Source organism: Cryobacterium sp. Y57, assembly GCF_002929505.1.
In the GTDB taxonomy this organism is placed as follows: domain Bacteria; phylum Actinomycetota; class Actinomycetes; order Actinomycetales; family Microbacteriaceae; genus Cryobacterium.
This window is the reverse complement of record NZ_PJJL01000069.1, coordinates 137982-164352: the sequence shown is the minus strand read 5'-3', so window position 1 is coordinate 164352 and position 26371 is coordinate 137982. Positions and strand designations below refer to the sequence as shown.

The window sequence follows — 26371 nt, the reverse complement described above, 5'->3', positions numbered from 1 at the left end:
GAATTGGTACTGCCCGCGAAATTTCGAAATCAGCCACCACGTTCACGCCGGATCGCGCGAACGACTGTCGTGACCTCGGCCCTACAGCACGTACCGGTGGCGAATGTGGTGGCGATCACTGCTCGCCTGCCAAAACTCCACCTCCGTGGGATGCAGGGCAAAAAGCTGCCAATCGGGGTTGTCACGGCCGTCGGCGCCGGGACGCTCATCCCAGTCGCGAGCGGATGCCTCGGCCGAAAGCAGGGTGACCGCGCCACTAACGCGCACCTGGCGACCAAATTTCGCCCAGTAGAAATTCATGGCGGCTTGCGGATTTGCGGTCAGTTCCCGGCCTTTGCGGGAACCTACCGTGCTGGCAAAGTGCCAGGCGCCCTCGTCGATGTTTTTCAGAATCATCATGCGCGAGGAGACCTGACCGGTTGCAGTCGTCGTGGCAAGACTGAACGCATGTGGCTGCGGTACCCCGTCCGCGAGCGCGGCTTCAAGCCACTCGAGAAACAGGTCAACGGAATCGGCCGGCGCAGTGGCTGGATCAAATTTCGGGAGATCGTTCGGAAAATCCGGGAGGGCCCGGAGGCGTTGACTGAAGGATTCGCTCACGCCGCGAGCTTACCCGCAGCTGCCAAAAATGACCGTTAGAGCGCTGTGGATGATCGACCTGGCTGGCACCGCCTCGAGCACTACCACCACTTACGCCGGAGGGTCTGCCGGACCCCCGGTCGGCGGTATCCGCAACTCGCGCTGCACCAGCAGCGCAAGTTCGCGCAATAGCACCTGGTCAACCTCGGCGAGCGAACGCGGGGCCGGATCAAAGACGCACAGCGATCCGATGCGTTCCCCCGACGGCGATTCGATCGGAAAACCGGCATAAAAACGAATGAGCGAATCACCGAGCACGAGCGGATTCTGGCTGAACCGCTGGTCTTTTTGGGCGTCTTCCACCACGAAAGGTCCGTCTCCGGCAATCGTGTAGGCACAGAGCGAGTCGGCGCGCGGAATCTCCGGTGCTGCCACTCCGACCCGCGCCTTGTGCCACTGCCGATCGTGGTCGATGACGCTGATCACCGCCGACTCGGTTTCAAACAGTCGCTGTGCCAGAGCAACGAGTTCATCGAATCGGGCCTCCGGCGGGGTGTCGACGATACCGAGGCTATCGACGGCCGCCTGCCGGGTGCGTTCCACACTGGCAGCATCCGTTAGCCGTTGACCGCCGTGTTCCTCATGGATGCCGAGGCGTGCCGCGTCGAGGGTGTCGGCCATGGCACCAGCCAGCAGCAGGGCCCAGTCCCGGTAGTCGGCTGGGCTGCGATGGCGGTCGGGCGTGAGCGTGGTCGCGGGTGAAAAGGGCAGAAAGGTCGTGCGCGGTGCCTCAGCAGCCAGCTGCGCGCTGACCCGGTTGAGATCTGCTGCGGAATGATCGGCGATGAATCCGAGCGGGAGGTTGAAGATCTCGATGCTCCGAATCGGTGCGATCCCAAGAATGTAGAAGTGGGTACTCTGCGAGGCCTCGCGTTGGAGCACCGTGAGCAGTTTTCCGAGTCGGGTGCGCCATTCGCGACGACTCACCAGTGTCAAAGCCTCATTGACGCCAATTGTCAGCACAACGGCGTCGAAGCGGCTGAGCCTCTGGACGTTCAACGCGGGGAGCGCGTTCGCCGCCGTCATGGTGCGACTGGCTACGAGGTCGATGTCTACTCCGCGGCCGGTGAGCACCGACAGCTCCCGGGCAAGCGATCCGGGCAGCGCGAGTTGGTGGCTGAGCACACCCCAACCGACAGCCGGTCCGCAGCCCAGAATGAGCACCCGATCGCTGTCGATTCCGGGAGCATGCGCCTGCGGGACATCGCTCGGCCGCGGTAGGTGGCGATCTTGACGCTCGGCGAATGCCGCCCACACGCGCATCAGCGGCCGGACGGCCCACCTGGTCAGGTCGTGCATTTGGCGCCTTTCGGGAATAGCAGAAAGATTAATTCTGCCCCGAATAAGGGGAAGCCCAAATACCCCAAAGGTAATTTTCAGCTACTTCTCGGGCTGTCGGCTCACATCAGCGCGGCCACCGCGTGCGCGAATGTGAAAATGGCCAGGCCGGCGAGAGCGCCGACCACGGTTCCATTGATGCGAATGAACTGCAGATCGCGGCCCACCTGCAGCTCGATCTTCTCGGCCGTTTCTCGGGCCGGCCAGCGCTCCACGGTTTCGGTGATCACCCCGGCGATCTCGTGACGATAGGTGGAGATGACATGACTGGCGGTGTCGGCGAGCCAGCGGTCAATGCGGGAGCCGAGGGCGGCATCCGTTGTGAGGCGGTTACCGATATCGTGCAGAGTCGAGCGGATGCCCACCAACAGCGCGCTCGTCGGATCGTCGAGCGCCTGCGTGAGGGAGGCTTTGATGGCTTGCCAGGTGTCGCCGGCAAATTCACGCAGCTTGGCATTGTCGAGAACCTCGGTCTTGAGGTTTTCGACGCGGTTGATCATGGCCGGCTCATATTGCAGGTCATGCATGACCTCGCCCAGGTAGTCGTCCAGCGCCTTGCGCACCGGATGCTGCCGGTCGTGGCGGGCGGACGCCACAAAAGCCAATACTTCACGGTAGGCCTTGTCGTCGACGAGCTTGTCGACGAATCCGGGCAGCCAGGTAGGCAATCGCTGCGACACGACGCGACCGAACGCTTCGGGGTGGTCGCGCAGCCAGCCGTCGGCGCGGTCGAGCAGCAGGTCGACGGCCGCGTGCTGCTGCCCGCTCGTGACCAGCCGTTCCCCGACCCGGCCGAGGCTCGGGCCCCACTCTGGTTGGATCAGGTGTTCGCGCGCGACGGATTCGATGAGGTTCTTGATGGCGTCGTCGCCGAGCAGGTTGAGTATGCCCTGGCCGGCGATCGCGAGCTCGTCAGTGAGCCTTGCAGTGTTCTTGTCGTCGCTGAGCCAGGCGCCGATGCGGCGGGCTGGTTCTACCGATTCGAGTTTGCCGCGGATGACGGCCTCGGACAGAAAGTTGGTCTCGACGAACTCGCCGAGGCTCGCGCCGATCTCGTCCTTACGGTTGGCGATGATGTTGGTATGCGGAATACGCAGGCCCATCGGGTAGCGAAACAGGGCGGTCACTGCGAACCAGTCGGCGATGGCGCCAACCATGCCGCCCTCGGCGGCGGCGCGCACGTATTCGAGCCAGGGGTAGCGCTCTTGTAAGGCGAACGAGACGGTGAAGATGATGGCCATGAGGGCGAGCAGGCCCGCCGCGAGTCGCTTCATGCGGGTCAGCGCGGTGCGGCGGTCGGTGTCGTTCGGGGATTCGGCGGGGGGTGCCGTGTATGTGCTCTGCGCCATGACGTAAGCCTGCCCGATTGCGCGGCAGAGTGGTGCTCATTCATGCGAGTTCCGCTCGGACGTGTGCGAATGCGCTACGTGGAGGCACGCTGTCCACTGGCACCACGCCCATACCCACGGCGACGAGCTCTGCAGCGCCAACCGTGCTCATCGGTACCGAAACAGAGAAAGGGATACCCTAAGGGGGTATGCTTCGACAGTATCGGCAGATTTGAAAATCGAGGAACGACATGACACAGCCCAACTCGAACCACGACGCGCATGGCAGTACGGCTCACCTGAAGCCGGATCACGCGGCCATGACCACGACGCTATGGACCACGGCGCCATGAACCACGATGCGATGGACCACAGCGCCATGAACCACAGCGGGCACGGCGATCACGTCGGGCAGTTTCGGCGCCTGTTCTGGACCATGCTCGTCATGGCGGTGCCCGTGGTGGCGTTCAGCCACATGTTCGGGGCGCTCGTCGGGTATGCCCTTCCGGATATAGCCGGCGTGACCTGGATCTCCCCCGTTCTCGGAACCGTCATGTATGTCTGGGGTGGACGACCGTTCCTGAGCGGAGCGGTGTCTGAGCTGAAGGCTCGCACGCCCGGAATGATGCTGCTGATCGCCTTGGCGATCACGGTCGCGTTTCTCGCCTCCTGGGGCGCGAGCCTGGGCCTCATCGACGCTGAGCTCGATTTCTGGTGGGAACTCGCGCTGCTGATCGTGATCATGCTGCTCGGCCACTGGATCGAAATGCGCTCGTTGGCGCAAACATCCACCGCACTGGAGTCGCTCGCTGCGCTGCTGCCCGATGAGGCCGAGCGGGTCGAGGATGATGGCCTCATCAGCGAGCACAGTGTCATGGTCTCACCGAGCGACCTGGTGTTGGGCGACCTCGTCGTGGTGCGGCCGGGCGGGCGCGTGCCCGCCGACGGCCAAGTCACCGAGGGCACGGCCGATGTCGACGAATCTATGATCACCGGCGAATCTCGGCCGGTGCAGCGCTCCCCCGGTGACCAGGTCGTGGCCGGTACGGTCGCGACCGATTCCGCCCTGCGGGTGCGCGTGAGCGCCATCGGCGATGACACCGCGCTGGCGGGAATCCAGCGGCTCGTCACCGAGGCACAGAACTCATCATCACGGGCGCAGCGCATCGCCGACCGGGCCGCCGGCTGGCTGTTCTGGTTCGCGCTCAGCGCCGGTATCGTCACCGCACTCGTCTGGACGCTGCTCGGCCAGCCACAGGATGCCGTCGTGCGCACGATCACCGTGCTCGTGATCGCCTGCCCGCACGCGCTCGGGCTGGCGATTCCGCTCGTGGTGTCGATCGCCACCGAACGCGCAGCGAAGGGCGGCGTGCTCATCAAGGATCGCCTCGCCCTTGAGAGCATGCGTCAGGTCACTTCGGTATTGTTCGACAAGACCGGCACGCTCACCAGGGGCGAGCCGACGGTCAGCCACGTAGCCGTTGCAAGCAGCCAGGCGGATGCCGCGGCGCGCGGCCCTGAAGCCGGCGCGGCTTCAGCGGGCGCCTCGCTGGGCGCTGACCTGTTTTCGAGCGACGATGTGCTCGCGTGGGCGGCGTCGGTGGAAGGTGACAGTGAACATCCGCTGGCTCGCGCCATCGTGACGGCTGCCCGCGGGCGTGGGCTGACCGTGCCGCGGGCGAGCGAGTTTCAGACTGCGGCGGCGATCGGCGTGACCGGCCTGGTCGACGGGCACAGCGTGAGCGTCGGCGGGCCGAGCATGCTCGACCAGCACGGGGCGACGCCGCTGGCCGAGACCGTGGCGTGGCAGAGCCAGGGCGCGATCATTCTGCACGTGTTACGCGACGGTACGGTCGTCGGCGCGATCGGCCTCGCCGATGAGATCCGCGAGGAGTCGCGGCAGGCAGTGGATGCCCTGCACCGACGGGGTATCGAGGTCGTCATGATCACCGGCGACGCTCAGGCTGTGGCCCAGTCGGTTGCAGCCGAGCTCGGCATCGACCGGGTGTTCGCGGGCGTGCATCCGGAGGACAAGGCGCGCAAAGTGGCCGATCTGCAGCGCGAGGGCCGCCGCGTGGCGATGGTCGGCGACGGAGTGAACGACGCCCCGGCGCTCGCGCAGGCCGACGTCGGCATCGCGATCGGTGCCGGGACCGATGTGGCGATCGCATCGGCGGGAGTCATTCTGGCCAGCGACGATCCGCGGTCGGTGCTCTCGGTGATCGAACTGTCGCAGGCGAGCTACCGCAAGATGAAGCAGAACCTCTGGTGGGCAGCCGGGTACAACCTGCTGTCGGTTCCGCTCGCCGCGGGTGTGCTCGCGCCCATCGGCTTCGTGCTGCCGATGGAGATCGGGGCCCTGCTCATGTCGGTGTCCACCGTGGTCGTTGCCCTGAACGCGCAGCTACTGCGCCGCCTCAATCTGCGCCCGGAGGCGAGTGTGCGCAAGCCGTAGGGCACGCCGGTCAGGCCAGGGGCCGTGGGTCTTGCGCACATTCAAACGATTAGGCGCCCCGAAACTCACGGCTGGGCGAAGGTGTGCGCTGACCGGATCACCCCAACGGGTACTCACCCCACGTTCAGACGGTGGCTGGCTTCGATGCGCTGGCCCCAGAACGTTCCCACAATGATGAGCACGGCACCGAGTGCCCCGATGAGGCCGAGGGCTTCGCTGCCGAGTGACACCCCCACGAGCACCGCCCAGATCGGTTCGGTGCCCATGAGGAGGCTGGCCCGTGCCGCCGAGGTGCGGCGGATCGCCCACATCTGCGCCAGAAACGCGAATACGCTGCAGGCCAGGCCCAGGTAGAGCACGCCCATCCACGCAGCTAAATCGAAGGTCGAAATCGCCGCGACGAGGCCACGGATGTCGAAGGCGGTGAAGACGACCGCCCCGACGAGCGCCTGCAGCAGGGTGAGCGTGATGGTGCTGTCGCTGCGCCCGCGAATCAGGTGGCCCATCATCGTCACGTGCAGGGAGCGCACGAGCGCCGCCGCCAGAATGAGCAGGTCGCCCACATTCGGCTGCGCAAACCCGTTATCGGAGACGAGCAGGGCAACCCCGACGACGGCGAGCACCGCGGCCACGAAGAAGGGGCGCGGCAGCCATCGACGGGCCGCGACCGACTCTAGCACCGGAGTGACAATGATGGTGAGGCTGATGATGAGGCCCGCGTTCGTGGCCGACGTGAATGCCACGCCCTGGGTCTCAAGCCAGAGGATGCTCGCCTGGGTCACCCCGAGCAATACGCCGACCCCGAACGCACGCCGTGACGGCAGGCGTTCGCGCCGCATCACCCAGACGATCAGCAGGGCGAGCGCCGCGACCAGAAAGCGCAGCGCGAGCACGGCCGATACGCTCGCCTGCTCGGTGAGCACCTTCGCACTCAGGTAGCTTCCACCCCAGACCAAGGCCACGAGCAGCAGCACGAGATCGACGCGATAGCGCCCGAGGTGCGGCAGCATGCGGTGCGTCAGGGTTGTGGTCACCTAGGGTTGGCTCTGCGAGTCGAACCCGGCATGACGGATGCCCCAGCGCACGATCCACTCCTCCCCCGGTTGCAGCCAGTGCAGGCCAGCGCCGGAGTTGAAGGCGTCGGCGGGCGCCGTCATCGGTTCGATGGCGATCGCCTGGCCGCGGGATGGCTCGGTGGCTCCGGTGCGAACCGGAAAGATGTGCGGCGTGAAGACCTGTACGTAGCGCATATTCTCATCGCCCCAGAGGGTGACGCTGCGGCCATCCGCTGCGGTGAGGGTGTGTTCGCCGGGCGTGCCCGAGCCGGGACGGGCCAGACCGACCCCGCCGAAGCCATCATCGAGGTCGAGGTCGCCGACCGCGACGCCCCCGCGCAGGTCGAACCGGGTGCCGTCGACGGGGGTTTCGCCGGTCGGGTTGAGGCGGTCGTCTACGTCGATGTGGGTTGCGGCATCCACTCGCACGATGAGATCGCCGGTCGGTACGTCGCCGATTTTCAGATACGGATGCGCCCCCACAGCGACCGGCGCCGCGTCGGTACCGACGTTGGTCAGTCGGTGTGTCACGTTCAGACCGTTGGGAGTGAGCGCATAACTCACCTCGGTGTCGAGGTGAAAGGGGTAGCCGGACTGCGGAAAGACCGTCGCGGCGAGCGTGACCGAATCGCTCTGCCTCGACACCTCGCGGTAGGAAGTGAAGCGGAGCAGCCCGTGGATGGCGTTGTGGCGCGCCGGCTCGGTGAGCGCGAGCTGGCGGGTGACCTCGTTCTGCGTCCATTGACCATCGCGAATGCGATTGGGCCATGGCACGAGAACGATGCCCGCAGCCATGGGAGGCTGCGATAGCTCGGGAAAAGTCTCAACCAGGTCGATTCCGTTCACGGAATATGCCCGGAGGCCAGCAGCCACCTCGGTCACGACGGCGCGGGCTGTTCCCCTCGCTGTCTGCACGGTTAGATCGTATTGAATCCCAGTTGGTGCGCGCATTCGTTCAGCCTAGGGCCGGTCCGGTGTCTGCGGCGCAGTTTCGGTTAGCTCGACGGTTAGCTCGACGGGGAGCAAGACTCTCAGTCCGACCTCGCGCAGCGACTCCAGCATCGCCGGATCTGCAGCGGCATCGGTGATGAGCGTGTGGAAGTCGCCGAGCGGGCCCACCCGGCCGAGATGCACCTGACCCAGCTTGGAGTGGTCGGCCACGACGACCACCCGCTCCGCCGCGGTGAGCATGAGCGCTTTGATTCCGGCCTCGGGCAGGTTGATGTTGGTGACACCGCCGGCGATGTCGACTCCATTACAACCGATGAAGGCCAGGTCGGCATGAACCTGGCTGAGCATCAGTCCGGCGAGCGGCTCGACCAACGAGTGCTGCAGAGGGCGCAGTGAGCCTCCGGTGACGATCACCGTGAACCGTGGGATGGCCTGTTCCAGTTCGAGGGCGATGCTGAGTCCATTGGTGATGATGACAACGTCGTGCAGGTCGTCCCGCGCAACCAGCGCTCGGGCCACAGCGTGAGTCGTGGTTCCCACGTCAAGAATCACGCTCTGCCCGCTGTGCACGAGCCCGGCCGCGATCTGGGCAATTTGTTGTTTGGGAACGATCGAGGCTTCCAGAGCTTCCTCGAACGAGTGCTCGCGTTCGGCGCGAAAACTTTCGCCCTCGCCGAGGGAATGCGCCGGCACCGCTCCGCCGTGCACGCGCCGAACAGCGCCCTGAAGCTCCAGGGCGTCAAGATCAGCCCTGGCTGTCACTCCGGAAATGTTGAAGGCGCTCCGTAATTCGCTCACGCGCACAAACCCGCGTTCGTCCACCAGGCGTTGTGCTTGCTCGCGGCGAACGTGAGCGGGAAGCGGATTGGGTATCGGGCTGCGCGTTGGTTCGGTCGCGGTCATCACATCAGTATCACTTAGTTTCTTTTGCTTATCAAAACGCAGTCATGTGGTTTCGCTTGCGCAAAAATTTGCTACTGTGACACTGCCATGACGAATCCACGCACCCACCGCCCGCACTTTGTCGCCGATGAGACGATCGGGCGGCAGTCCAGCACCCTCGCCGACGGTCGCGACCTGGTGTATTTTGACGACCCTGACACCGTGCTGTCGCCGGATCGGGCGCCCGACCTGCGTGAACCCGCCGAACGTGCGACCACCGCGACCATGCGCCAGGACGCACTGACCGGGGAATGGGTCTCCATTGCCGCCAATCGCCAAGATCGGGTGTTCTTGCCGCCGGCCAACCTCGACCCGCTCGCACCACAATCCCCCGACAATGCCTCGGAGATTCCGAGCAACTACGACGTGGCCGTCTTCGAGAATAAGTCCCCGTCATTTGGTCCTCTTTTGGCGGATGCCGCCACGCCGGTCGATCTCGCCGATTTTGACCGCATCGGCATCGGCCGTACCCGCCGGTCCGTTGGCCGCTGCGAGGTGGTGTGCTTCAGTCCCGAGAACGAGGGATCCTTTGCCAGCCTGTCGGTGATTCGAGCCCGAACCGTCATTGAGGCCTGGGCAGAACGCACCCACGTGCTGTCGCAGTTGCCCGGCGTTGAGCAAGTATTCCCGTTTGAGAACAGAGGTGAGCAGATCGGGGTGACCCTGCGGCATCCGCACGGTCAAATCTATTCGTACCCCTATGTCACACCAAGAACCCAGCGCTTGGTCGACTCGATCGAACGCTATGGACCAACCCTCTTCGCCGATATTCTGGTGAGCGAACAAGCCAGCGACCGGGTGATTCTTCGCGGCGAACACTGGACCGCCTTTGTTCCCTTCGCGGCGCGCTGGCCAATCGAAGTGCACATGCTGCCGCACCGCCAGACACCCGACTTCGCCGAAACCACCCTCGCTGAACGCGATGAGCTGGCCGTGTTGTATCGTCGGCTGCTGCGCGGCATCGACGCGATCTACTCGACTCCGACTCCCTATATCGCCGCGTGGCATCAGGCGCCGGTGCGGACGCACCGGGCGGACATCCGTTTGATGCTGCAACTGACCAGCCCGCGACGCGCCGAGGACAAGCTCAAGTTTCTCGCCGGGTCGGAGGCCGCCATGGGCGCCTGGATCGGCGATGTCACTCCAGAAGATGCTGCCGCCCTGATTCGCGCGGCCGTCGCGCGCGCCGCCGAGGCGGACTTTGCCACAGTGGCTTCGAGGACACACCCGTGACGGGCCAAAATGCTGACGGCCCCGGCATCGTCAGTACGTTGGATCGCGCGGCCCAGGCGGGCTTTCAGAGTCGCTTTGATCGATCGGCGACAGGCCTGTGGTCGGCGCCCGGCCGGGTCAACCTGATCGGTGAGCACACCGACTACAACGACGGGTTCGTGCTGCCTCTCGCCATCGACCGGCGCACGGTCGTTGCGCTCGCGACCAGGACCGACCGCGTCGTTCGCGTGGCGAGTTCCTTCGCGGCCGAGACCGTCGAGGTTTCCCTCGACGAGCTGGTTCCCGAGAACCTCGACGGCTGGTCGGCGTACCCGCTGGGCGTGGCCTGGGCACTCGGGCAGTTCGGAGCTGACCTCACCGCCGTGCCGGGATTCGAGGTCTATATCGACTCCGACGTGCCGGTAGGCGCCGGGCTGTCGTCGTCAGCAGCGCTCGAAAGCGCCGTTGCGATAGCCCTCAACGACGTGTGGGACCTGAGCCTCGACCGTGCAACGCTGGCCCGTGTTGGCCAGCTCGCCGAGAACCGGGTCGTCGGCGCCCCGACCGGCATCATGGACCAATCGGCATCACTGCTCGGCGAGGCCGACGCTGCGGTATTTCTGGACTGCCGACGCCTCGCGGCCGAGGTCATCCCGCTCGGACTCAATCCGGCAGGCCTCGAGCTACTCATCATCGATACCCGGGTGACTCACTCGCACGCGACGGGCGGGTACGCCGCCCGCCGAAAGTCGTGTGAGGCCGGAGCCCGCGCTCTGGGCGTTCCGGCACTGCGCGATCTCAGCCTGGACGATCTCCCCCGAGCGCAGACGATGCTCGACGACGAGACTTTTCGCCGAGTGCGTCACATCGTGACCGAGAACCAACGTGTGCTCGACACCGTGCAGGCCTTGCGATCGAGCGGATGCACCGCGATCGGACCACTATTGGATGCGTCACACCGGTCGATGCGGGACGACTTCGAGATTTCAGCGCCCGAACTGGACCTGGCCGTGGACACCGCCCGCCGTGCGGGTGCCATCGGCGCGCGCATGACCGGTGGCGGCTTCGGTGGCGCGGCCATCGCCCTGACCCCGACCGAGCTCGTGCCGGCGGTGACGGCCGCCGTGCTGGTGGCCTTCACCGAACGAGGCTTTGCCACCCCCGACGTGTTCGTGGTGCACGCTGCCGATGGGGCAGTCCGCGACAGTGGCGTGCGCCCCTGAGCCGTCACGCCCCCGACCCGACTATGTTCTCGCCGTACAGCACGCTTTAACGGCAGCCCAGGATCCGGCAACGCATGGCCCCGGGAGCGGCTCAGCTAGGCTGACGCGTATGACTGCCGATAGCGCTGCCCGAATCATCGTTCTGCCGCACACGCCGGCTCCGAGCATCGCCGAGACGGCGTTCGTCGCCCCCGGGGCCGTCGTTGTCGGCAATGTCATCCTCGCCGACCGGGCCAGCGTCTGGTACAACTCTGTGCTGCGCGCCGAGCTCGAGCCGATCACGATCGGGGCCGACTCGAACCTGCAGGACAACGTCTCCTGCCACGTCGACACCGACTTTCCACTCACCCTCGGTACCGGAGTCTCGGTCGGGCACGGCGCCGTGCTGCACGGCTGCACAATTGAAGACAATGTGCTCGTCGGAATGGCCGCGACCATTCTGAACGGCGCCATCATCGGCACCGGATCCCTCGTGGCTGCCGGAGCCGTCGTGCTCGGTGGCACCGTCGTGCCAGCCGGCTCGCTCGTAGCCGGTGTCCCCGCCAAGGTTCGACGCCCGCTGACCGACGACGAGATCGCCAGCATCCGTCATAACGCCAAGAATTATCTCGAGCACACCGAACTGCACCGCGCAGCCCTCGCCCAGCAGTAGTTTTTCGGCACGAATGGATTCCCCGCCGCTAAGGCCGGTCGATCTGCGACGCGCCAAGCCAGATGCGCTGAGGTGACGGCGTGTCGCTAATTTACCGGCGTGAGCTACGGCCGCCCGAACTCCCGATCGAGCCGCTACGCCAGCAGGGACTGCTCGGCGGCCTTGACCACGTTGGAGAGCAGCATGGCGCGGGTCATCGGACCGACGCCGCGCGGGTTCGGCGAGAGGTGCCCGGCGACCGAGGCCACGTCGGGGTGCACGTCACCGGTTAGCCGACCCTTGCCGGTCTCTTCGTTGTGCACACGGGTGATACCCACGTCGAGCACGGCGGCGCCCGGCTTGATCCAGTCGGCCTGAATCAGGTGTGGCACGCCAACGGCGGCCACGACGATGTCGGCGCGGCGTACCTCACCGGCGAGGTCGACCGTGCGCGAATGGGTCAAAGTGACGGTCGCGTCGAGGCCTTTGCGGGTGAACAGCAAGCCGAGCGGGCGACCGACAGTGAGACCCCGGCCCACTACGACGACCTTCTTGCCGACGATCGGCACATCGTAGCGGCGCAGCAACTCGACGATTCCGGCCGGGGTGCACGGCAGCGGTGAACGCAGTTCGCCCTCGATCCCGAGTACGAGGCGCCCGAGGTTGGTCGGGTGCAGGCCGTCGGCGTCTTTGGACGGATCGATGAGTTCGAGCATCGCGTTCTCGTTGTGGCCGACCGGCAACGGCAACTGGATGATGTAGCCGGTCACCTCGCGGCTGTCGTTGAGATCCTTGATGGCCGCACGGACATCCGCCGAGGTCGCCGAGCCGGGGAGGTCGATGCGCAGCGATTCGATGCCGACCTCGGCGCAGTCACGGTGCTTGCCCGCGACGTAGGTCTCGGAGCCCGGATCGTTGCCAACGAGCAGGGTGGCCAGGCCGGGCACCACGCCGTGCGAGCGCAGGGCAGCGATGCGGCCCCGCAGCTCGGCCTTGATGTCGGACGCGGTCTTGACCCCGTCGAGTGTGATTGCCGTCATCTTGGTTCCCTCTGTTGTCGATCGATGCACTTCGCTCGGACGGGGCCCGGTCCCCGTCCACGGGCCCAGGTTATAACCTGGGCCCAGGGTCGGGGCCCGGGCCCCGACCAATGGCGGTGACTGGGGGCGTGCGCGCGAGGATGCCGCTGGCCGGCTTGGCCAGCGGCATCCGCTCTCGGGAAAGTTACTGCTGCAGGCCGGAGTACAGCGGGAACGCCTGCGTCAGGACGCCGACACGGGCACGAAGCGCGGCGATGTCGGCGCCGGGCTTGAGCGCCTCAGCGATGACGTCGGCGACCTCGGTGAATTCCACGTCGCCGAAGCCGCGGGTGGCCAGGGCTGGCGTGCCGATGCGCAGGCCCGAGGTGACCATCGGTGGGCGCGGGTCGAAGGGAACGGAGTTACGGTTCACCGTGATGCCAACCTCGTGCAGGGCATCTTCGGCCTCTTGGCCGTTGATCTCGGAGTGGCGCAAATCGGCGAGCACGAGGTGCACGTCGGTGCCGCCGGTGAGCACGTCGATGCCGTGCGCTCGCGAGTCGTCGGCGGTGAGGCGGTCGGCGAGAATGCTGGCACCGCGCAGGGTGCGCTCCTGGCGTTCCTTGAACTCGGGCTCGGCGGCGAGCTTGAACGCGGTGGCCTTGGCGGCGATCACGTGCATAAGGGGCCCGCCCTGCTGGCCGGGGAACACGTTGGAGTTGAGCTTCTTGGCCAGGGCCATGTCGCGCGAGATGATCAAGCCCGAGCGCGGGCCGGCGAGGGTCTTGTGCACGGTGCTCGACACGACGTCGGCGTAAGGCACGGGCGAGGGGTGCAGCCCGGCGGCGACGAGTCCGGCGAAGTGAGCCATGTCGACCCAGAGCAGCGCGCCAACCTCGTCGGCGATGGCGCGGAAGGCTTCGAAGTCGAGGTGGCGCGGGTAGGCAGACCAGCCGGCGATGATGACCTTCGGCTTGCTCTCGAGCGCTTTATCGCGCACGACGTTCATATCGACGCGGAAGGTTTCCGGGTCGACACCATAGGCGACTGGGTTGTACAGCTTGCCCGAGAAGTTGAGCTTCATGCCGTGGGTGAGGTGGCCGCCGTGGGCCAGCTCGAGACCGAGGATGGTGTCGCCGGGCGTGGCAATGGCGGAAAGCACCGCGGCGTTGGCGGTGGCGCCGGAGTGCGGCTGCACGTTCGCGTAGGCGGCACCGAAGAGGCTCTTGGCCCGGTCGATGGCCAGCTGCTCAGCAACATCGACGTACTCGCAGCCGCCGTAGTAGCGGCGCCCGGGGTAGCCCTCGGCGTACTTGTTGGTGAGCACCGAGCCCTGCGACTGCAGCACGGCGCGCGGAACGAAGTTCTCGCTCGCGATCATCTCGAGGTAGTCGCGCTGGCGACCGAGCTCCAGCTCGAGCACGGCGGCGATCTCGGGGTCGACGACCGAGAGTGGTTCGTTGAAGGTTGATTTCAGAGCAGTGGCGGAATCAGGCACGGAGTTCTCCTTATATGTGGATGTTGCGGCCCAGGCGTGCGGCCACTAACCGTGTCAGTCGCTCCCCGATGGTGACCCATCTTCGTGCTACGCCAGTTGCGACTCCACCAGCATATCAGCGGATGCTGCCGGCCGCGATCTCGGCATCCGTTTGCGCGTCGGCACCGAGCGACCCACCGAGGGAATAGCCCGGGACGATCCACCGTTATCATCGATGTACATGCAGACGCATTGAATTTTGGAGGATGGCATGCAGTTCGGAATCTTCACGGTCGGGGACAGGACCACCGATCCCACCACGGGCGACACCCCCACCGAGAACGCCCGGATCAAGGCCATGCTCACCATTGCGCAGAAGGTCGAGGAGGTGGGCCTCGACGTCTTCGCGACCGGCGAGCACCACAATCCGCCGTTCGTGCCGTCGTCGCCGACGACCCTGCTCGGCTTCATCGCGGCGCAGACCCAGCACATCATCCTGTCGACCGCAACGACACTGATCACCACGAGCGACCCGGTCAAGATCGCCGAGGACTTCGCCATGCTCCAACACGTCGCCGACGGCCGGGTGGACCTGACGCTCGGGCGTGGAAACACCGGCCCGGTCTACCCGTGGTTCGGAAAAGACATCCGCGAGGGCATCCCGCTGGCCCTTGAGAACTACGCCCTGCTCCGCCGGCTGTGGCGCGAGGATTTCGTCGACTGGGAAGGCCAGTTCCGCACCCCACTGCACGGATTCCAGTCCACCCCGCGGCCGCTCGACGGTGTGGCGCCCTTTGTCTGGCACGGCAGCATCCGCAGTCCTGAAATCGCCGAGCAGGCCGCATACTACGGCGACGGCTTCTTCTCGAACCACATCTTCTGGCCCGCCTCGCACACCGCGAAAATGGTGCAGTACTACCGCCAACGCTTCGAGCACTACGGCCACGGCACAGCCGCACAGGCCATCGTCGGGCTCGGCGGCCAGGTCTTTATGAGTAAGAATTCCCAGGACGCCAAACGTACGTTCCGCCCCTACTTCGACAAAGCCCCGGTCTACGGCAATGGCCCGAGTATGGAAGACTTCACCGCGCAAACCCCGCTCACCGTGGGCAGCCCCCAGGAAGTCATCGACCGCACCCTCGGATTCCGCGACTACGTCGGTGATTACCAGCGCCAGCTCTGGCTGATGGACCACGCCGGCTTGCCGCTGAAGACCGTACTCGAGCAGCTCGATCTGCTCGGCGAAGAGGTCGTGCCCGTTCTGCGCAGGGAATTCGCCAAGAACCGCCCGACCGACGTACCGGATGGCCCCACTCACGAGACCCTGCGTCTGGCCGCCCTGGCTCCGGTTTCTCCGTAGCACTCGCGGCACTCGCCGTGGATGCGGGCACCCCGAGGTCGGGGTGCCCGCATCCACGGTCAGTGCCGCGAGCGATGCCGCCGGTCAGCGGTCTTTCAGTTCGTCGACGATGAGCAGGTCGGGCCGCAGGTGCTCGGTCTCGTAGGCCGCCCGGCCCACCAGGTGCGCGGCCATCGGCGCTGTCAGGGCCTGGAAGACGACGATCGCAACAACGAGGGTCACGGTGCCGACCGAGAAATTGTTGATCGCAACATCCGTTGTCACGGCCATAAGACCGAAGATCTGCGGCTTGGTCGCCGCGTGCAGGCGCGACAGTACGTCAGGAAAGCGGATGAGCCCGATTCCGGCGGCGAGGCACATGGTTGCGCTGGCGAGTACAAGAATCGCCGTGAGCACGTCGTGCAGCATCGCGCTCATCCACTCACCGCCAGCCGGCCGAACAGCGGGGCGCTCATGCGCTGTCCCGGCCGGGCAGAAAGCGGGCGACGCTCAGCGATCCGAGTACCGCGAACAGGGCCAGTACGAGCAGCACCGGCAGGTTGTCGGTGTGCCGGTTCAGCGCCATCTCCGCGCCGAGGGCGCAGATGACCGTCGCGACCAGCACGTCGGAGGCGATGACCCGGTCCAGCACGCTCGGGCCGACGACGATGCGATACACCGAGAACAGCGCCGCGATCCCGAACATGATCGAAGCGACCACGGCCACAATCTGCAGAATCATGATGCTCCCTGTTTATTTTGGTCGGCGCTGCGAGCGGTGCGACGATTGGCGGGCGGCACCCCGCGCATCCGTTCGACGTCTTCGCGTGAACCGAACCCGCGCACAATACGCCGCTCGGTGTCGAGTACCTGCCGACGAAAACTCTCGATGTCAGCGGCGCTGTGCATGTCGAGCACGTGCAGATACAAAATAGAGGATTCCCGGTCGATGTCCACCACGATCGAGCCGGGCACGATCGATGTGGCAACGGCGGTCCAGGTGAGAATGAGGTCACTGCGGGTGTGCAGCCGAATCGCCAGGATTGCGTTGCTCGTGACCAGCTTCGGCTTGATCGCCAGCCAGGCCACGTCAATCGACGCCCGCACGATATCCACGATGAGGCGCACGAAGAAGACGATGGCGTGCAGCGGATGCACCCGACCGCTCAGTTGCACCGGCACCAGGTAGAACGCCACGGTCACCACGATGCCCACGACGAAAGCGACCAGCAGGTTGAGCCAGGAAAACTCGCCCCACAGCAGCATCCACAGCACGATCAGGGCGATCAGCGGCGGAATCTGATTACCTACGGCCTCGAGGCGTTCACGCGGTGTGATCATTTGGCGCCACCTTCGAAGTTGGTGCCCACGTTACTCTCGGCGATAGAACCGGTGCCGTTCGGAAACACGGCGCTGATGTACGTCGACGGCGAGCTGATATTGGCGGCTGCCCGAGTGGTGAGGTCGAAGATGGGCCCGGCGAACACCGTGAGGGCCAGGGTCAGCACGAGCATGGAGGTGGTCGCGCCGATCATGAGCGGGGAGATCGTCTTCTTCACCACGATTCCCTCGTCGTGTGGGTCTTCCACGAGCGATACCGACATTGACGAGGTGTAATCCGTGACCTGCTGCTTCGGCCGCCAGAACGCCATGTTCCAGGCCCGGGCCAGGGCATACAGGGTGAGCAGCGAGGTGAGCGCCCCGACCCCGATCAGCACGTAGATGATCGGGTCGCCCACGATCGTGCCGGCCTGAAACAAGGCGATCTTGCCGAGAAAGCCCGAGAACGGCGGGATCCCTCCGAGGTTGAGGGCACCCAGGAAGAACAGGATGGCCACGAGCGGCGACGACCGCAACAGCCCGCCGAGGCGCGAGAGCGACGTGGTGCCACCGACACGGTCGATCAGCCCCGTGGTGAGGAACAACGTCGTCTGCACAACGATGTGGTGCACGACGTAGAAGATGGTCGCGGCAATAGCCAGCGGGGTGCCAATCGCGATGCCGAACAGCATGTAGCCGATGTGGCTGACCAGGGTGAACGAGAGCAGTCGTTTGATGTCGGCCTGGGCGAGCGCACCAAGGATACCCACGAGCAGAGTCAGTGCGGCGACGATCATGAGCGGCATCGAGAACTGGTTGTCGGGAAAAAACAGGGTCTGGGTGCGCAGGATCGCGTAGACACCGACCTTGGTGAGCAGCCCGGCGAACACCGCGGTGACCGGTGCCGGCGCCGTCGGGTAGGAGTCCGGCAGCCAGAATGACATCGGGAATACGGCCGCCTTCACCCCGAAGGCGATCAACAACAACAGCCCGAGAATCAGCTGGATGTCGGCGGGGAGGTCGGGCATCCGCTCGGCGATCAAAGCGAGGGTGACCGTGCCGGTGGCGCCGTAGATCAGGGCGATCGCGCTGAGAAAGAGGATGGACGACACCAGGCTCACGACGATATAGGTGATGCCCACCCGAATGCGTGCGCCGGTGCCGCCGAGGGTCAGCAGCACATAACTGGCCGAGAGCAGCATCTCAAAACCGACGTACATCGAGAACAGGTCGCCGGCGACGAAGGCGTTGAACAATCCGGCGGCGAGCACGAGATAGGTGGGGTGAAAGATCGAGACCGGAGTCTCGGTGTCACCGTCGATGATGCCCTGGCCCACCGCAAACAGCAGCACGCCGAGCAGCATGAGCGCCGAGATGAGCAGCATGAGCGCCGAGAGCCGGTCGACGACGAGCACGATGCCCCACGGTGCCTCCCAGCCGCCGACCTGCACCACGGCCGGGCCAGTCCGGTCGACCAATACGAGCAGCACGGCGCTCATCACCGTGGCGGCGGTGAGGCTCAGCACGCTGACCAGCACCTGTAGGCGGCGGCGCCGGCCGAGTATCAGCGCGACGGCCGCCCCGAGCAGCGGCAGGCAGACGATGAGGGGAACGAGGGCGGTCACCGCGCGTCCCCCGGGTGGGAAGCGGATGCGGCGGCCCGGCCGGCAGCATCCGTTTTGGTGGAGACGGTGTCTTCATCGCTCGTCGCGCCGTCACCGCGCTCGAACTCGTCGATCGACTCGGCGACCGCGTCGTCGTCGTCAGCGGAAGAACGGAACGTGGCGTCGGCATCGTCGTCACTCTCGGTGGCGTGTTCGTCGGTGAGGGTATCGCCCTCGTCACCGAGCTGGGCCAGCCACCACGACCGGTAGATGAGGGCGAGCAGCAGTGCGGTGATGCCGAAGTTGATCACGATCGCGGTGAGCATGAGCACCTGCGGAATCGGGTCGACCATATCTTCAACGCTCGCACCGGTGACAATCGGTGCGCTGCCCGGCCGGCCGCTCATGATGAAGATGAGCAGATTGGTGGCGTTGCCGACCAGCAGAAAGCCGATCAGCACCCGGGTGAGGCTGCGTTCAAGCATCACGTAGACCCCGGCTGCGTACATGACGGCCATCACGATGACGAGGGTCAGGGAGGCGCTCATAGTACGACCTGCTCGGGAGTTGTCGTGGATGCGCCCTCTGGAGCCGTGTCCAGCGGCGGCCCGATCTCGTCATTGTCACTCTGCCGGTCGATCTCGCTGCCGAGGCTGCGCAGAATGTCGTAGGTCAGGCCGATGACGACGAGGTAGACACCGATGTCAAAGATGGTCGAGGTGCCAAACGACAGGTCGCCGAGCACGGGCACGGTCGCCGTGAAGTAAGCCGATTCGAGTGGCAGGCCGTTGAAAAACAGTGAGACGACGGCCATGCCCACGGCGAGGATGACGCCCAGGCCGAGAAGCTTGCCCGGGTCGATCGGGGCCGCTTCGCTGAGCTCGTAGCGTCCGCCGGCGAGATACCGGGCCACGAGCGCCAGGCCCGCCAGCAGTCCCCCGGCGAAGCCGCCGCCGGGCAGGTTGTGGCCGGCGAAGAGCAGGTAGATCGACACGATCATCGCGGGGTGGAAGAGCAGCCGCACGAGCACTTCGATGAGAATCGACCGGCTGCGCGGATCATTTTTGCGCCCGGCGAGCAGGAAAGCCTGCCGGGTGACGGCGTGGCCCTCGCTCGAGAGTTCGGGGTCGGCGACGACTCGGCGACGGTTGGCCGCCGAGCGCAGGCTGCGGGATTCCTTCAGGCGCGGCACGACCGCATTGCGACCCGAGACGAATAGCAGGCTGGCGACGCCGGTCGCCACGACGATGAGCACCGAGACCTCGCCCATGGTGTCCCAGGCGCGTATGTCGACGAGCATCACGTTGACGATGTTGTCGCCGTGACCGTCCTCGACCGCCAGTCGGGGCAGGGCGCCGGCGATGCTGTCGAACTGGCGCGCGCCGAGTGCGATGAAGCCAATTGTTCCCATGACCAAGCCCACAAGGCTGCCGATCAGCAAGCGGCGTTTGGGGCGCACCGGTGTGTTGTGCTGGGCGATGTTGGCCGGCAGTCGGCGCAGAACGAGCACGAAAATCACGAGGGTGATCGATTCCACCAGAGCCTGGGTGAGGGCGAGGTCGGGCGCGCCGTGAAAAGCGAACAGGGTGACGAGGCCGTAACCGGTGATACCGGCAAGGATGACTGCGGTCATCCGCTGGCCGACCCGCGCCGCCATGACCGCGCAGATAGCCATGATCAGTGCGATGAGCACCTGGCCGGGGTAGTCCCACCACACGATCGTGTCGGGCCAGGTGCGGTTGACGAAGGCGGCACAGCCGAGGGTGAGCACGAAAACGCTGAGGATGGTGCCGAGGTATTGCGGGAGCCCACCACGCTGGGCGAAATGGGTGACCCGTGCCGCGAGACGGTCGACACCGCGAATGGCCTTGCCGTAGCCGCGGCCGGCATCGATAACGTCAGGCACCTTGGACTGCAGTCGCAATACTTTGCGGCGAGCGCGGAACATGAGCGCTCCGAGCAGCAGGACAACCGCGCTCAGGTACAGTGCCGGTTCCAGCCCATGCCAGAGCGCCAGGTGATACGGGGGTTCGGTCAGACTGCCGACGCCCGGCACCGTGTCAGCGTAGGGCGTGAGCAACGGGTCGAGCACCGAGGCGAACAGACCAAGGCCGATGGTCGCCACCGTGAGCACACCGGGGGCGAGAAGCGTGTCCCACGGACTCGCGTGCAGCACTGTGGCCGGCTGCTTCTTGCGCGTTCCGAACGCGCCCCAGAAGAAGCGGATGCTGTAGGCCACGGTGAGAACGGATCCAATGGCCGTGCCGATCAGCGCCGCATAACCCCACCCGGAACCGCCGACACCGGCGTCGAGTAGTGAGGTGAACACGGCTTCCTTGGCGACGAAACCCAGGAACGGCGGCAGGCCTGCCATCGACGCGACCGCCACGAACGCGATGACGGCGAGCACCGGGGCGCCGCGACCGACGCCGCTGAGTTTGCGCCAGTCTCGGGTGCCTGCCCGGTGGTCGATGACTCCGACCACGAGAAAGAGTGTGGCTTTGTACACGGCGTGCGCCAGCAGCAGAGCGGCGCCGGCGAGCGCGGTGTCGCGGGTGTTGAACCCGATCGCGATCATGAGAAAGCCGAGCTGGCTGACCGTGCCGTAGGCCAGCAGCAGCTTGAGGTCATACTGCCGAAGCGCCCGCCAGGCCCCGACGACCATGGTCCAGACGCCGAAGGTGACGAGCACCGGCAGCCAGCCGTCGCTGTCGGCATACCCGGGGGCGAGCCGGGCGACGATGTAGATGCCGGCCTTGACCATGGCGGCGGCGTGCAGGTAGGCGCTGACCGGGGTCGGCGCGGCCATCGCGGCGGGCAGCCAGAAGTGGAACGGCACGAGGGCGCTCTTGGAAAGCGCCCCGACCAAAATGAGCAGAATCGCCCAAGTGCCCATCTGGGTGGTCACCGGGTTCGCCACGATGTACGCGAGGCTCGTGGTGCCGGAAGCGACCGAGATCATCACGACGCCGACCAGCATCACCAGACCGCCGAAGGTCGTCACGATCAGGGCCTGCAGGGCGGCGCCGCGGCTCTCGCGTTTGTGCGTGTAATGCCCGATCAGCAGGTAGGAGAGCACGCTCGTGATCTCCCAGAACATGAACATGATCACCAGGTCGTCGGCGGTGACCAGCCCGTACATGGTGCCCGCGAAGGCGAGTAACAGCGCGGCGAAACGACCTAGGCTGGGTTCTTGATCGGTGAAGTAGCGGGCGCAATAGACCAGTACAAGGGCGCCGATCCCCGTGACGACGAGGGCGAGCAACCAAGCCAGGGTGTCGACCCGAAAGGACAGGCTGATGCCGAGCTGCGCAATCCACGGAATCGACTGCCTTACGGCCCCGCCGGCGGTGACCGTGGCCGTCTGGGTGAGCGTGTAGGCGAAGGCACCGGCCGGCAGCAGCGCGATCAGGTAGAAGACCCGGGTACCCAGATACCGGGTGAGCCAGGGCGTGAGTACCGACAAAACGATGAACGCGAGGAGGAATGGAACCATGCGTCCTCCGGGCTTATCAGGTCGGGCTGGTCAGGTCAGGCGTGTCTGGTCAGGGCGTGAAACACAATTCTACCCGCCGTTCGGTGCCCCGGACGGGGAAGTGGACGTCCGGCGCATCTCCCAGCCGGGCACATCGGACCGCGGGGTAGGGTTACGGTATCCACCCGGCCGACGTCACCCGCCGCCATGAGCGAGCGAACTGACCGTTTCCGGCCACTTTCCGCGCCACTTTCGACCGTTTCTTCGAATGCACTGTTTTCGTTCTGAAGAAGTTGCTCGTGAGCGTCCGGCCAACGAAACCGAGAACCGTTGTGAGCCCCATCCGCGGCCAGAAGCCCTCCTCCACCCCCGCGCCGGGTGCCGCTCCTTCTGAGCCGCACGGACATCACGACCACGCGAATCCGCCCGGAGAGACCCCCTTCGAGCACATCGAAGACGCCCTGAGCGTGCACGAAGATGACGCGCTGCATAAGGGACTGAAGTCTCGCCACGTGCAGATGATTGCGATCGGCGGAGCGATCGGCACCGGGTTGTTCCTCGGTGCTGGCGGGCGCCTGGCCAGCGCCGGTCCCGCCCTGGTCTTCGTCTACGCAATCTGCGGCTTCTTCGCTTTTCTCATTCTGCGGGCGCTCGGTGAGTTGGTGCTGCACCGTCCGAGTTCCGGCTCCTTCGTGTCATACGCACGCGAGTTCTTCGGCGAGAAGACGGCTTTCGTGACCGGCTGGCTGTACTGGCTGAACTGGGCCATGACCGCCATCGTTGATGTGACAGCGGTTGCGCTGTACATGAACTTCTTCGCCACCTACTGGGCACCGTTCGGTTCGGTGCCGCAGTGGTTGTATGCCCTCGCGGCTCTCAGCCTGGTCATGTTGCTGAACCTCCTCTCGGTGAAGGTGTTCGGGGAGATGGAATTCTGGTTCGCGCTCATCAAGGTGCTCGCGATCGTGGCGTTCCTGATCGTGGGAACGTGGATGGTGATTTTCGGCACGCCGCTGGACGGTGCCACGGTTGGGTTTGCGCTGATCGGTGAAAACGGCGGCTGGCTGCCCAACGGGCTGATCGCATCCGTTCTGGTCGTACAGGGCGTCGTTTTTGCCTACGCTTCGATCGAGCTGGTCGGCACGACAGCGGGCGAGACGAAGAACCCCGAGAAGGTGATGCCGAAGGCGATCAATACGGTCATCATTCGCATCGCGGTGTTCTACGTGGGCTCGATCCTGCTGCTCTCGCTGCTCTTGCCGTACACGGCCTACAAGGCGGGCGAGAGCCCGTTCGTCACTTTTTTTGCCACGATCGGGGTCGATGGCGTCGACGTGATCATGAACCTCGTCGTGCTCACAGCGGCGTTGTCCTCGCTCAATGCCGGCTTATATTCCACTGGACGCATACTCCGGTCGATGTCGCTCGCCGGTTCGGCGCCGCGCTTCGCGGGCAAGATCAGCCGCAACGGGGTACCGTTCGGCGGTATCCTGCTGACCGGCGCCGTGACGCTGCTCGGCGTCGGACTCAACGCCATCGTGCCCGACAATGCCTTCGAGATCGTGCTCAACATGGCTGCGATCGGCATCGTGAGCGCTTGGGGAATGATCGTGCTGTGCCAGCTTCGACTGCAGGCCTGGGCCAAACGGGGCATTCTGGTGCGCCCGGTGTTCCGCATGCCGTGGGCGCCATACTCCGGCTACGTGACGCTCGTGTTCCTGGTCGGGGTGCTCGTATTGATGGCATTCGACTGGCCGGTCGGCACACTCACGATCAGCTCACTCGCGCTCATCATTCCGGGACTGATGATCGGCTGGTATGCCTGCCGCGGCCGCATTCTCGAGATCGCCGCGGCCCGCGAGGGCTTCACCGGCCACGTGCCGGTCGTCGCCAACCGTCCGTTGTCCGACCGGCCCCGTCACTAGCCATCCGCCTTCCCTGAGCCACGCGCTGCTGCGGCGTTCAGCTGCTGCGGCGGGTCGCCATGTGGTCGGTAATGATCACGAGCACAAGCGCCACGACCAGCACCCCGACGTATACGATCGGCACCGTTTCGAGCCCGACGCTGTCGATGAGCACCGCGCCGAGCAGTGCGCCGCCGCCGATACCAGCGTTGAACGCGGTGGTGTAGAAGGCACTTGCGGTATCGCGGATATGCGGCGACGCGGCGTGCAGCATCCGCGTTTGCATGAGCGGGGGCAGCATGCCGAACATCATGCCCCAGAGCACGAACGCGGCGATCGCGACGGGCAGGGTCGCCGTGAACAGGGCGAGCAGGCTCACGCTGACGGCGCTCGCGGCGAGGCCCAGAACCAGGCCGAGGCTCGGTCGGGAACCGAAAACCGTGCCGACGAGCAGCAATCCGCCAGCACCGGCCACGCCATAGGCGAAGAGCAGCGGGGCCAGGAGAACGGGGTCGACGCCGAGCCCATCGAGCAGGAACGGCGTGATGTAGGTGTAGAAACTGTAGTGGCCGATCATCGTGATGCCGGTGATGCTGCAGATCAGCACCACCGCCGGCACGGTCGCGTCCCGACGGTTTTTCGTTGCCGATTCGGTCGGGTCAGCAGATGTCGATGCGCCCGTAGAGTGCCGCGCCACCGGCGGCAGAAACTTCCAGACCAGTACCGCACCGACGAGCATCAGGGCGGCGAGCATGACGAAAGAGAGCCGCCAGCCGAGCAGATGCCCACCCGCAGTGCCGAGCGGAACCCCGAAGACGAAGGCGAGCGTGCCGCCCGCGACCGTGATGGAAACCGCGCGACCGATCTGCGCCTTCGGCACGAGGTGGGCCGCGTAGGCGCCGACAACCGACCAGAACAGGCCGTGCGCGATGCCGCCGAGCACTCGGGCGGCAACGACGAACTCGTAGGTCGGAGCGATGGCGGTGAGGATATTGCTCACCGCGAAGATGATGAGCACGACGATGATCAGGCCGTGGCGCGGAAAGCGTCGGGTCCAAATTGCGACCGGGGCGCTCGTGAGCACGACGGTGAAGGCGAACCACGAGACCAGAAGCCCGATTTGCGACTGGGCGACACCCAGGCTGCCGCTCATTTCAGGGAGCAGGCCGGTCGGCAACATTTCGCTCGTGACTGAGAGGAATACGGCAGCCGAGAGGGTGATCAATCCGACCCAGGGAAACGGAGGTTCGCTCGCGCGGATGCGGGTGGGAGGCACGACGGGGATCGACCCGGTGGGCAGAAAAATATTGGCTGTATTGGTCATGTCTGCATTCATGCTGAGAGTCGAAGCCGACCGGTGAAAGCATTCACACCGAGGTCAAAACCACTCGACTGCGCGCCGACGTGCGCGCCCGGGGCCGGCTTGTTCAGTACGACCAACCGGTAGTCTACCCACACGAGGTGAGGCGGCAGACTGGTCGGACCACGGCATCCGCTTGACCGCCCGGTATTCTGAGTCAATGACTTCTTCCACCCCACATCACTGGGTTATCACGCTGGTCTGTGCCGATCAGCCCGGAATCGTGCACGCGGTCAGCGGGGCGATCGTGCAGGCGCAGGGTAATATCTCCGAGAGCCAGCAGTTCTCCAGTGATGACACCGGGCGGTTTTTCATGCGGCTGCAGGTGCAGTCGCCGGCGACCCGGCCCGAGCTCGAGGCGGCGCTCGCGCCCGTGATCGAACGCTACGCGATGGCGTCGATCATCGATGTGGTCGGGCGTCCGCTGCGCACGCTCGTGCTCGCCTCGTCGGCCGGCCACTGCGTGAACGACCTGCTGTTTCGCCAGCGTGGCGGGCAGTTGCCGGTCGAGATTCCGCTCGTGCTGAGCAATCACGGTAGGCTGCGCGACCTGGTCGGGTTTTACGGCGTTCCGTTCGAGTCGTTGCCGATCACGGATGCCGCCAGCAAGGCCGCTTTCGAGGCCCGCGTCATCGACGCTGTCGACGAGCTCGATATCGAACTCGTCGTGCTCGCCCGCTACATGCAGATTCTCTCGCCCGAACTATGCGCTCGGCTCAACGGTCGGGCGATCAACATTCACCACTCGTTCCTGCCGGGGTTCAAGGGTGCCAACCCCTACCGCCAGGCGCACGCCCGCGGCGTGAAGCTGATTGGGGCGACGGCGCACTTCGTGACCGGCGATCTCGATGAGGGACCGATCATCGAGCAGAACGTGGTGCGGGTCGATCATTCGCGTACCCCGACGGAGCTGGTGTCGATCGGACAAGACGAGGAGAGTCGCACACTGACCCAGGCGGTGAAGTGGTTTGCCGAGAACCGGGTACTGCTCGACGGCGCACGCACGATCATCTTCAAATAGCCGCGCGGGTTCGTGGGCCCACCTTCTGGCCCGGGGCCCAGTTTCTATCCTGGGCCCCGGGTCCGGGCCCAGGCCCGG

22 protein-coding genes and 1 riboswitch are annotated in these 26371 nt (G+C 65.5%); of the genes, 7 read left to right on the top strand and 15 right to left on the bottom strand.

Annotated features, from left to right (window positions below; translation table 11 throughout):
* Window positions 1-81: 81 nt before the first annotated feature.
* The 3 genes from CXY72_RS12255 to CXY72_RS12245 form a co-directional block, all read right to left on the bottom strand.
* Window positions 82-600: a pyridoxal 5'-phosphate synthase gene (locus CXY72_RS12255; protein WP_104127952.1), complete on the bottom strand. Its 519-nt coding sequence runs from the start codon at window positions 598-600 to the stop codon at window positions 82-84.
* A 90-nt stretch (window positions 601-690) separates the two neighbouring features.
* On the bottom strand, window positions 691-1938 hold the full coding sequence (locus CXY72_RS12250; protein ID WP_104127951.1) for a GAF domain-containing protein: 1248 nt from the start codon (window positions 1936-1938) through the stop codon (window positions 691-693).
* 101 nt (window positions 1939-2039) lie between these two features.
* Window positions 2040-3326: a DUF445 domain-containing protein gene (locus CXY72_RS12245; RefSeq protein WP_104127950.1), complete on the bottom strand. Its 1287-nt coding sequence runs from the start codon at window positions 3324-3326 to the stop codon at window positions 2040-2042.
* A 313-nt stretch (window positions 3327-3639) separates the two neighbouring features.
* Here CXY72_RS12245 and CXY72_RS12240 point away from each other — a divergent pair, with 313 nt between their 5' ends.
* Entirely contained in the window at window positions 3640-5760 is a 2121-nt protein-coding gene (locus CXY72_RS12240) for a heavy metal translocating P-type ATPase (RefSeq protein ID WP_104127949.1), read from the top strand.
* Window positions 5761-5873: 113 nt separating this feature from the next.
* Here CXY72_RS12240 and CXY72_RS12235 read toward each other — a convergent pair whose 3' ends face one another.
* Genes CXY72_RS12235 through CXY72_RS12225 form a run of 3 tightly spaced genes read right to left on the bottom strand, consistent with a single transcriptional unit; the run spans window position 5874 to window position 8669 of the window.
* On the bottom strand, window positions 5874-6794 hold the full coding sequence (locus CXY72_RS12235) for a DMT family transporter (protein WP_199184032.1): 921 nt from the start codon (window positions 6792-6794) through the stop codon (window positions 5874-5876).
* The gene (locus tag CXY72_RS12230) at window positions 6795-7766 is read right to left on the bottom strand and encodes an aldose 1-epimerase family protein (RefSeq protein ID WP_104127948.1); all 972 of its coding nucleotides are present in this window, start codon (window positions 7764-7766) and stop codon (window positions 6795-6797) included. It abuts the gene before it with no gap.
* Between the two features lie 9 nt (window positions 7767-7775).
* Window positions 7776-8669 carry a DeoR/GlpR family DNA-binding transcription regulator gene (locus CXY72_RS12225; RefSeq protein ID WP_199184031.1) on the bottom strand — a complete coding sequence of 298 codons (894 nt, stop codon included), beginning with the start codon at window positions 8667-8669 and terminating at the stop codon, window positions 7776-7778.
* A gap of 87 nt (window positions 8670-8756) precedes the next feature.
* Here CXY72_RS12225 and galT point away from each other — a divergent pair, with 87 nt between their 5' ends.
* From galT to CXY72_RS12210, 3 genes are all read left to right on the top strand, one after another.
* Entirely contained in the window at window positions 8757-9941 is a 1185-nt protein-coding gene (galT, locus tag CXY72_RS12220; RefSeq protein WP_104127947.1) for a galactose-1-phosphate uridylyltransferase, read from the top strand.
* A gap of 38 nt (window positions 9942-9979) precedes the next feature.
* Window positions 9980-11143, top strand: coding sequence for a galactokinase (gene galK, locus CXY72_RS12215; protein WP_233197814.1), 1164 nt, complete (start codon window positions 9980-9982; stop codon window positions 11141-11143).
* A gap of 109 nt (window positions 11144-11252) precedes the next feature.
* Window positions 11253-11795: a gamma carbonic anhydrase family protein gene (locus CXY72_RS12210; RefSeq protein WP_104127946.1), complete on the top strand. Its 543-nt coding sequence runs from the start codon at window positions 11253-11255 to the stop codon at window positions 11793-11795.
* 134 nt (window positions 11796-11929) lie between these two features.
* On the opposite strand, the gene CXY72_RS12205 is transcribed toward CXY72_RS12210, so the two are convergent.
* Window positions 11930-12814 (bottom strand): bifunctional methylenetetrahydrofolate dehydrogenase/methenyltetrahydrofolate cyclohydrolase, encoded by an 885-nt coding sequence (locus CXY72_RS12205; protein WP_104127945.1) that lies wholly within the window; start codon window positions 12812-12814, stop codon window positions 11930-11932.
* 184 nt (window positions 12815-12998) lie between these two features.
* Window positions 12999-14291, bottom strand: coding sequence for a serine hydroxymethyltransferase (gene glyA, locus CXY72_RS12200; RefSeq protein WP_104127944.1), 1293 nt, complete (start codon window positions 14289-14291; stop codon window positions 12999-13001).
* Window positions 14292-14312: 21 nt separating this feature from the next.
* Window positions 14313-14401: riboswitch (ZMP/ZTP riboswitch) on the bottom strand.
* A 140-nt stretch (window positions 14402-14541) separates the two neighbouring features.
* Between glyA and CXY72_RS12195 the strand changes: the two genes are divergently transcribed.
* Entirely contained in the window at window positions 14542-15630 is a 1089-nt protein-coding gene (locus CXY72_RS12195; RefSeq protein ID WP_104127943.1) for an LLM class flavin-dependent oxidoreductase, read from the top strand.
* Window positions 15631-15714: 84 nt separating this feature from the next.
* On the opposite strand, the gene mnhG is transcribed toward CXY72_RS12195, so the two are convergent.
* From mnhG to CXY72_RS12165, 6 genes are read right to left on the bottom strand one after another with little or no spacing between them, the layout of a single operon-like run.
* A complete protein-coding gene (gene mnhG / locus CXY72_RS12190; RefSeq protein WP_104127942.1) occupies window positions 15715-16047 on the bottom strand; it encodes a monovalent cation/H(+) antiporter subunit G in 333 nt (110 codons plus the stop codon).
* Between the two features lie 34 nt (window positions 16048-16081).
* Window positions 16082-16351 (bottom strand): monovalent cation/H+ antiporter complex subunit F, encoded by a 270-nt coding sequence (locus tag CXY72_RS12185; protein ID WP_199184030.1) that lies wholly within the window; start codon window positions 16349-16351, stop codon window positions 16082-16084.
* The gene (locus CXY72_RS12180) at window positions 16348-16950 is read right to left on the bottom strand and encodes a Na+/H+ antiporter subunit E (protein WP_104127941.1); all 603 of its coding nucleotides are present in this window, start codon (window positions 16948-16950) and stop codon (window positions 16348-16350) included. The genes CXY72_RS12185 and CXY72_RS12180 overlap by 4 nt, the downstream gene beginning before the upstream one ends.
* Complete coding sequence (locus CXY72_RS12175) at window positions 16947-18554, bottom strand: Na+/H+ antiporter subunit D (protein WP_104127940.1); 1608 nt, start codon at window positions 18552-18554, stop codon at window positions 16947-16949. The genes CXY72_RS12180 and CXY72_RS12175 overlap by 4 nt, the downstream gene beginning before the upstream one ends.
* Window positions 18551-19081 (bottom strand): sodium:proton antiporter, encoded by a 531-nt coding sequence (locus tag CXY72_RS12170; protein WP_104127939.1) that lies wholly within the window; start codon window positions 19079-19081, stop codon window positions 18551-18553. Before CXY72_RS12170 ends, CXY72_RS12175 begins: the two co-directional genes overlap by 4 nt.
* Window positions 19078-22029 (bottom strand): Na+/H+ antiporter subunit A, encoded by a 2952-nt coding sequence (locus tag CXY72_RS12165; RefSeq protein WP_104127938.1) that lies wholly within the window; start codon window positions 22027-22029, stop codon window positions 19078-19080. Before CXY72_RS12165 ends, CXY72_RS12170 begins: the two co-directional genes overlap by 4 nt.
* Before the next feature lie 428 nt (window positions 22030-22457).
* On the opposite strand from CXY72_RS12165, the gene CXY72_RS12160 reads away from it, so the two are divergent.
* Window positions 22458-23933: an amino acid permease gene (locus tag CXY72_RS12160; RefSeq protein ID WP_233197813.1), complete on the top strand. Its 1476-nt coding sequence runs from the start codon at window positions 22458-22460 to the stop codon at window positions 23931-23933.
* A 37-nt stretch (window positions 23934-23970) separates the two neighbouring features.
* Here the strand turns inward: CXY72_RS12160 and CXY72_RS12155 are convergent, their stop codons facing one another.
* Window positions 23971-25236: an MFS transporter gene (locus tag CXY72_RS12155; RefSeq protein WP_104128060.1), complete on the bottom strand. Its 1266-nt coding sequence runs from the start codon at window positions 25234-25236 to the stop codon at window positions 23971-23973.
* A 196-nt stretch (window positions 25237-25432) separates the two neighbouring features.
* Here CXY72_RS12155 and purU point away from each other — a divergent pair, with 196 nt between their 5' ends.
* Entirely contained in the window at window positions 25433-26293 is an 861-nt protein-coding gene (purU, locus tag CXY72_RS12150) for a formyltetrahydrofolate deformylase (protein WP_104127937.1), read from the top strand.
* Window positions 26294-26371: the final 78 nt, after the last annotated feature.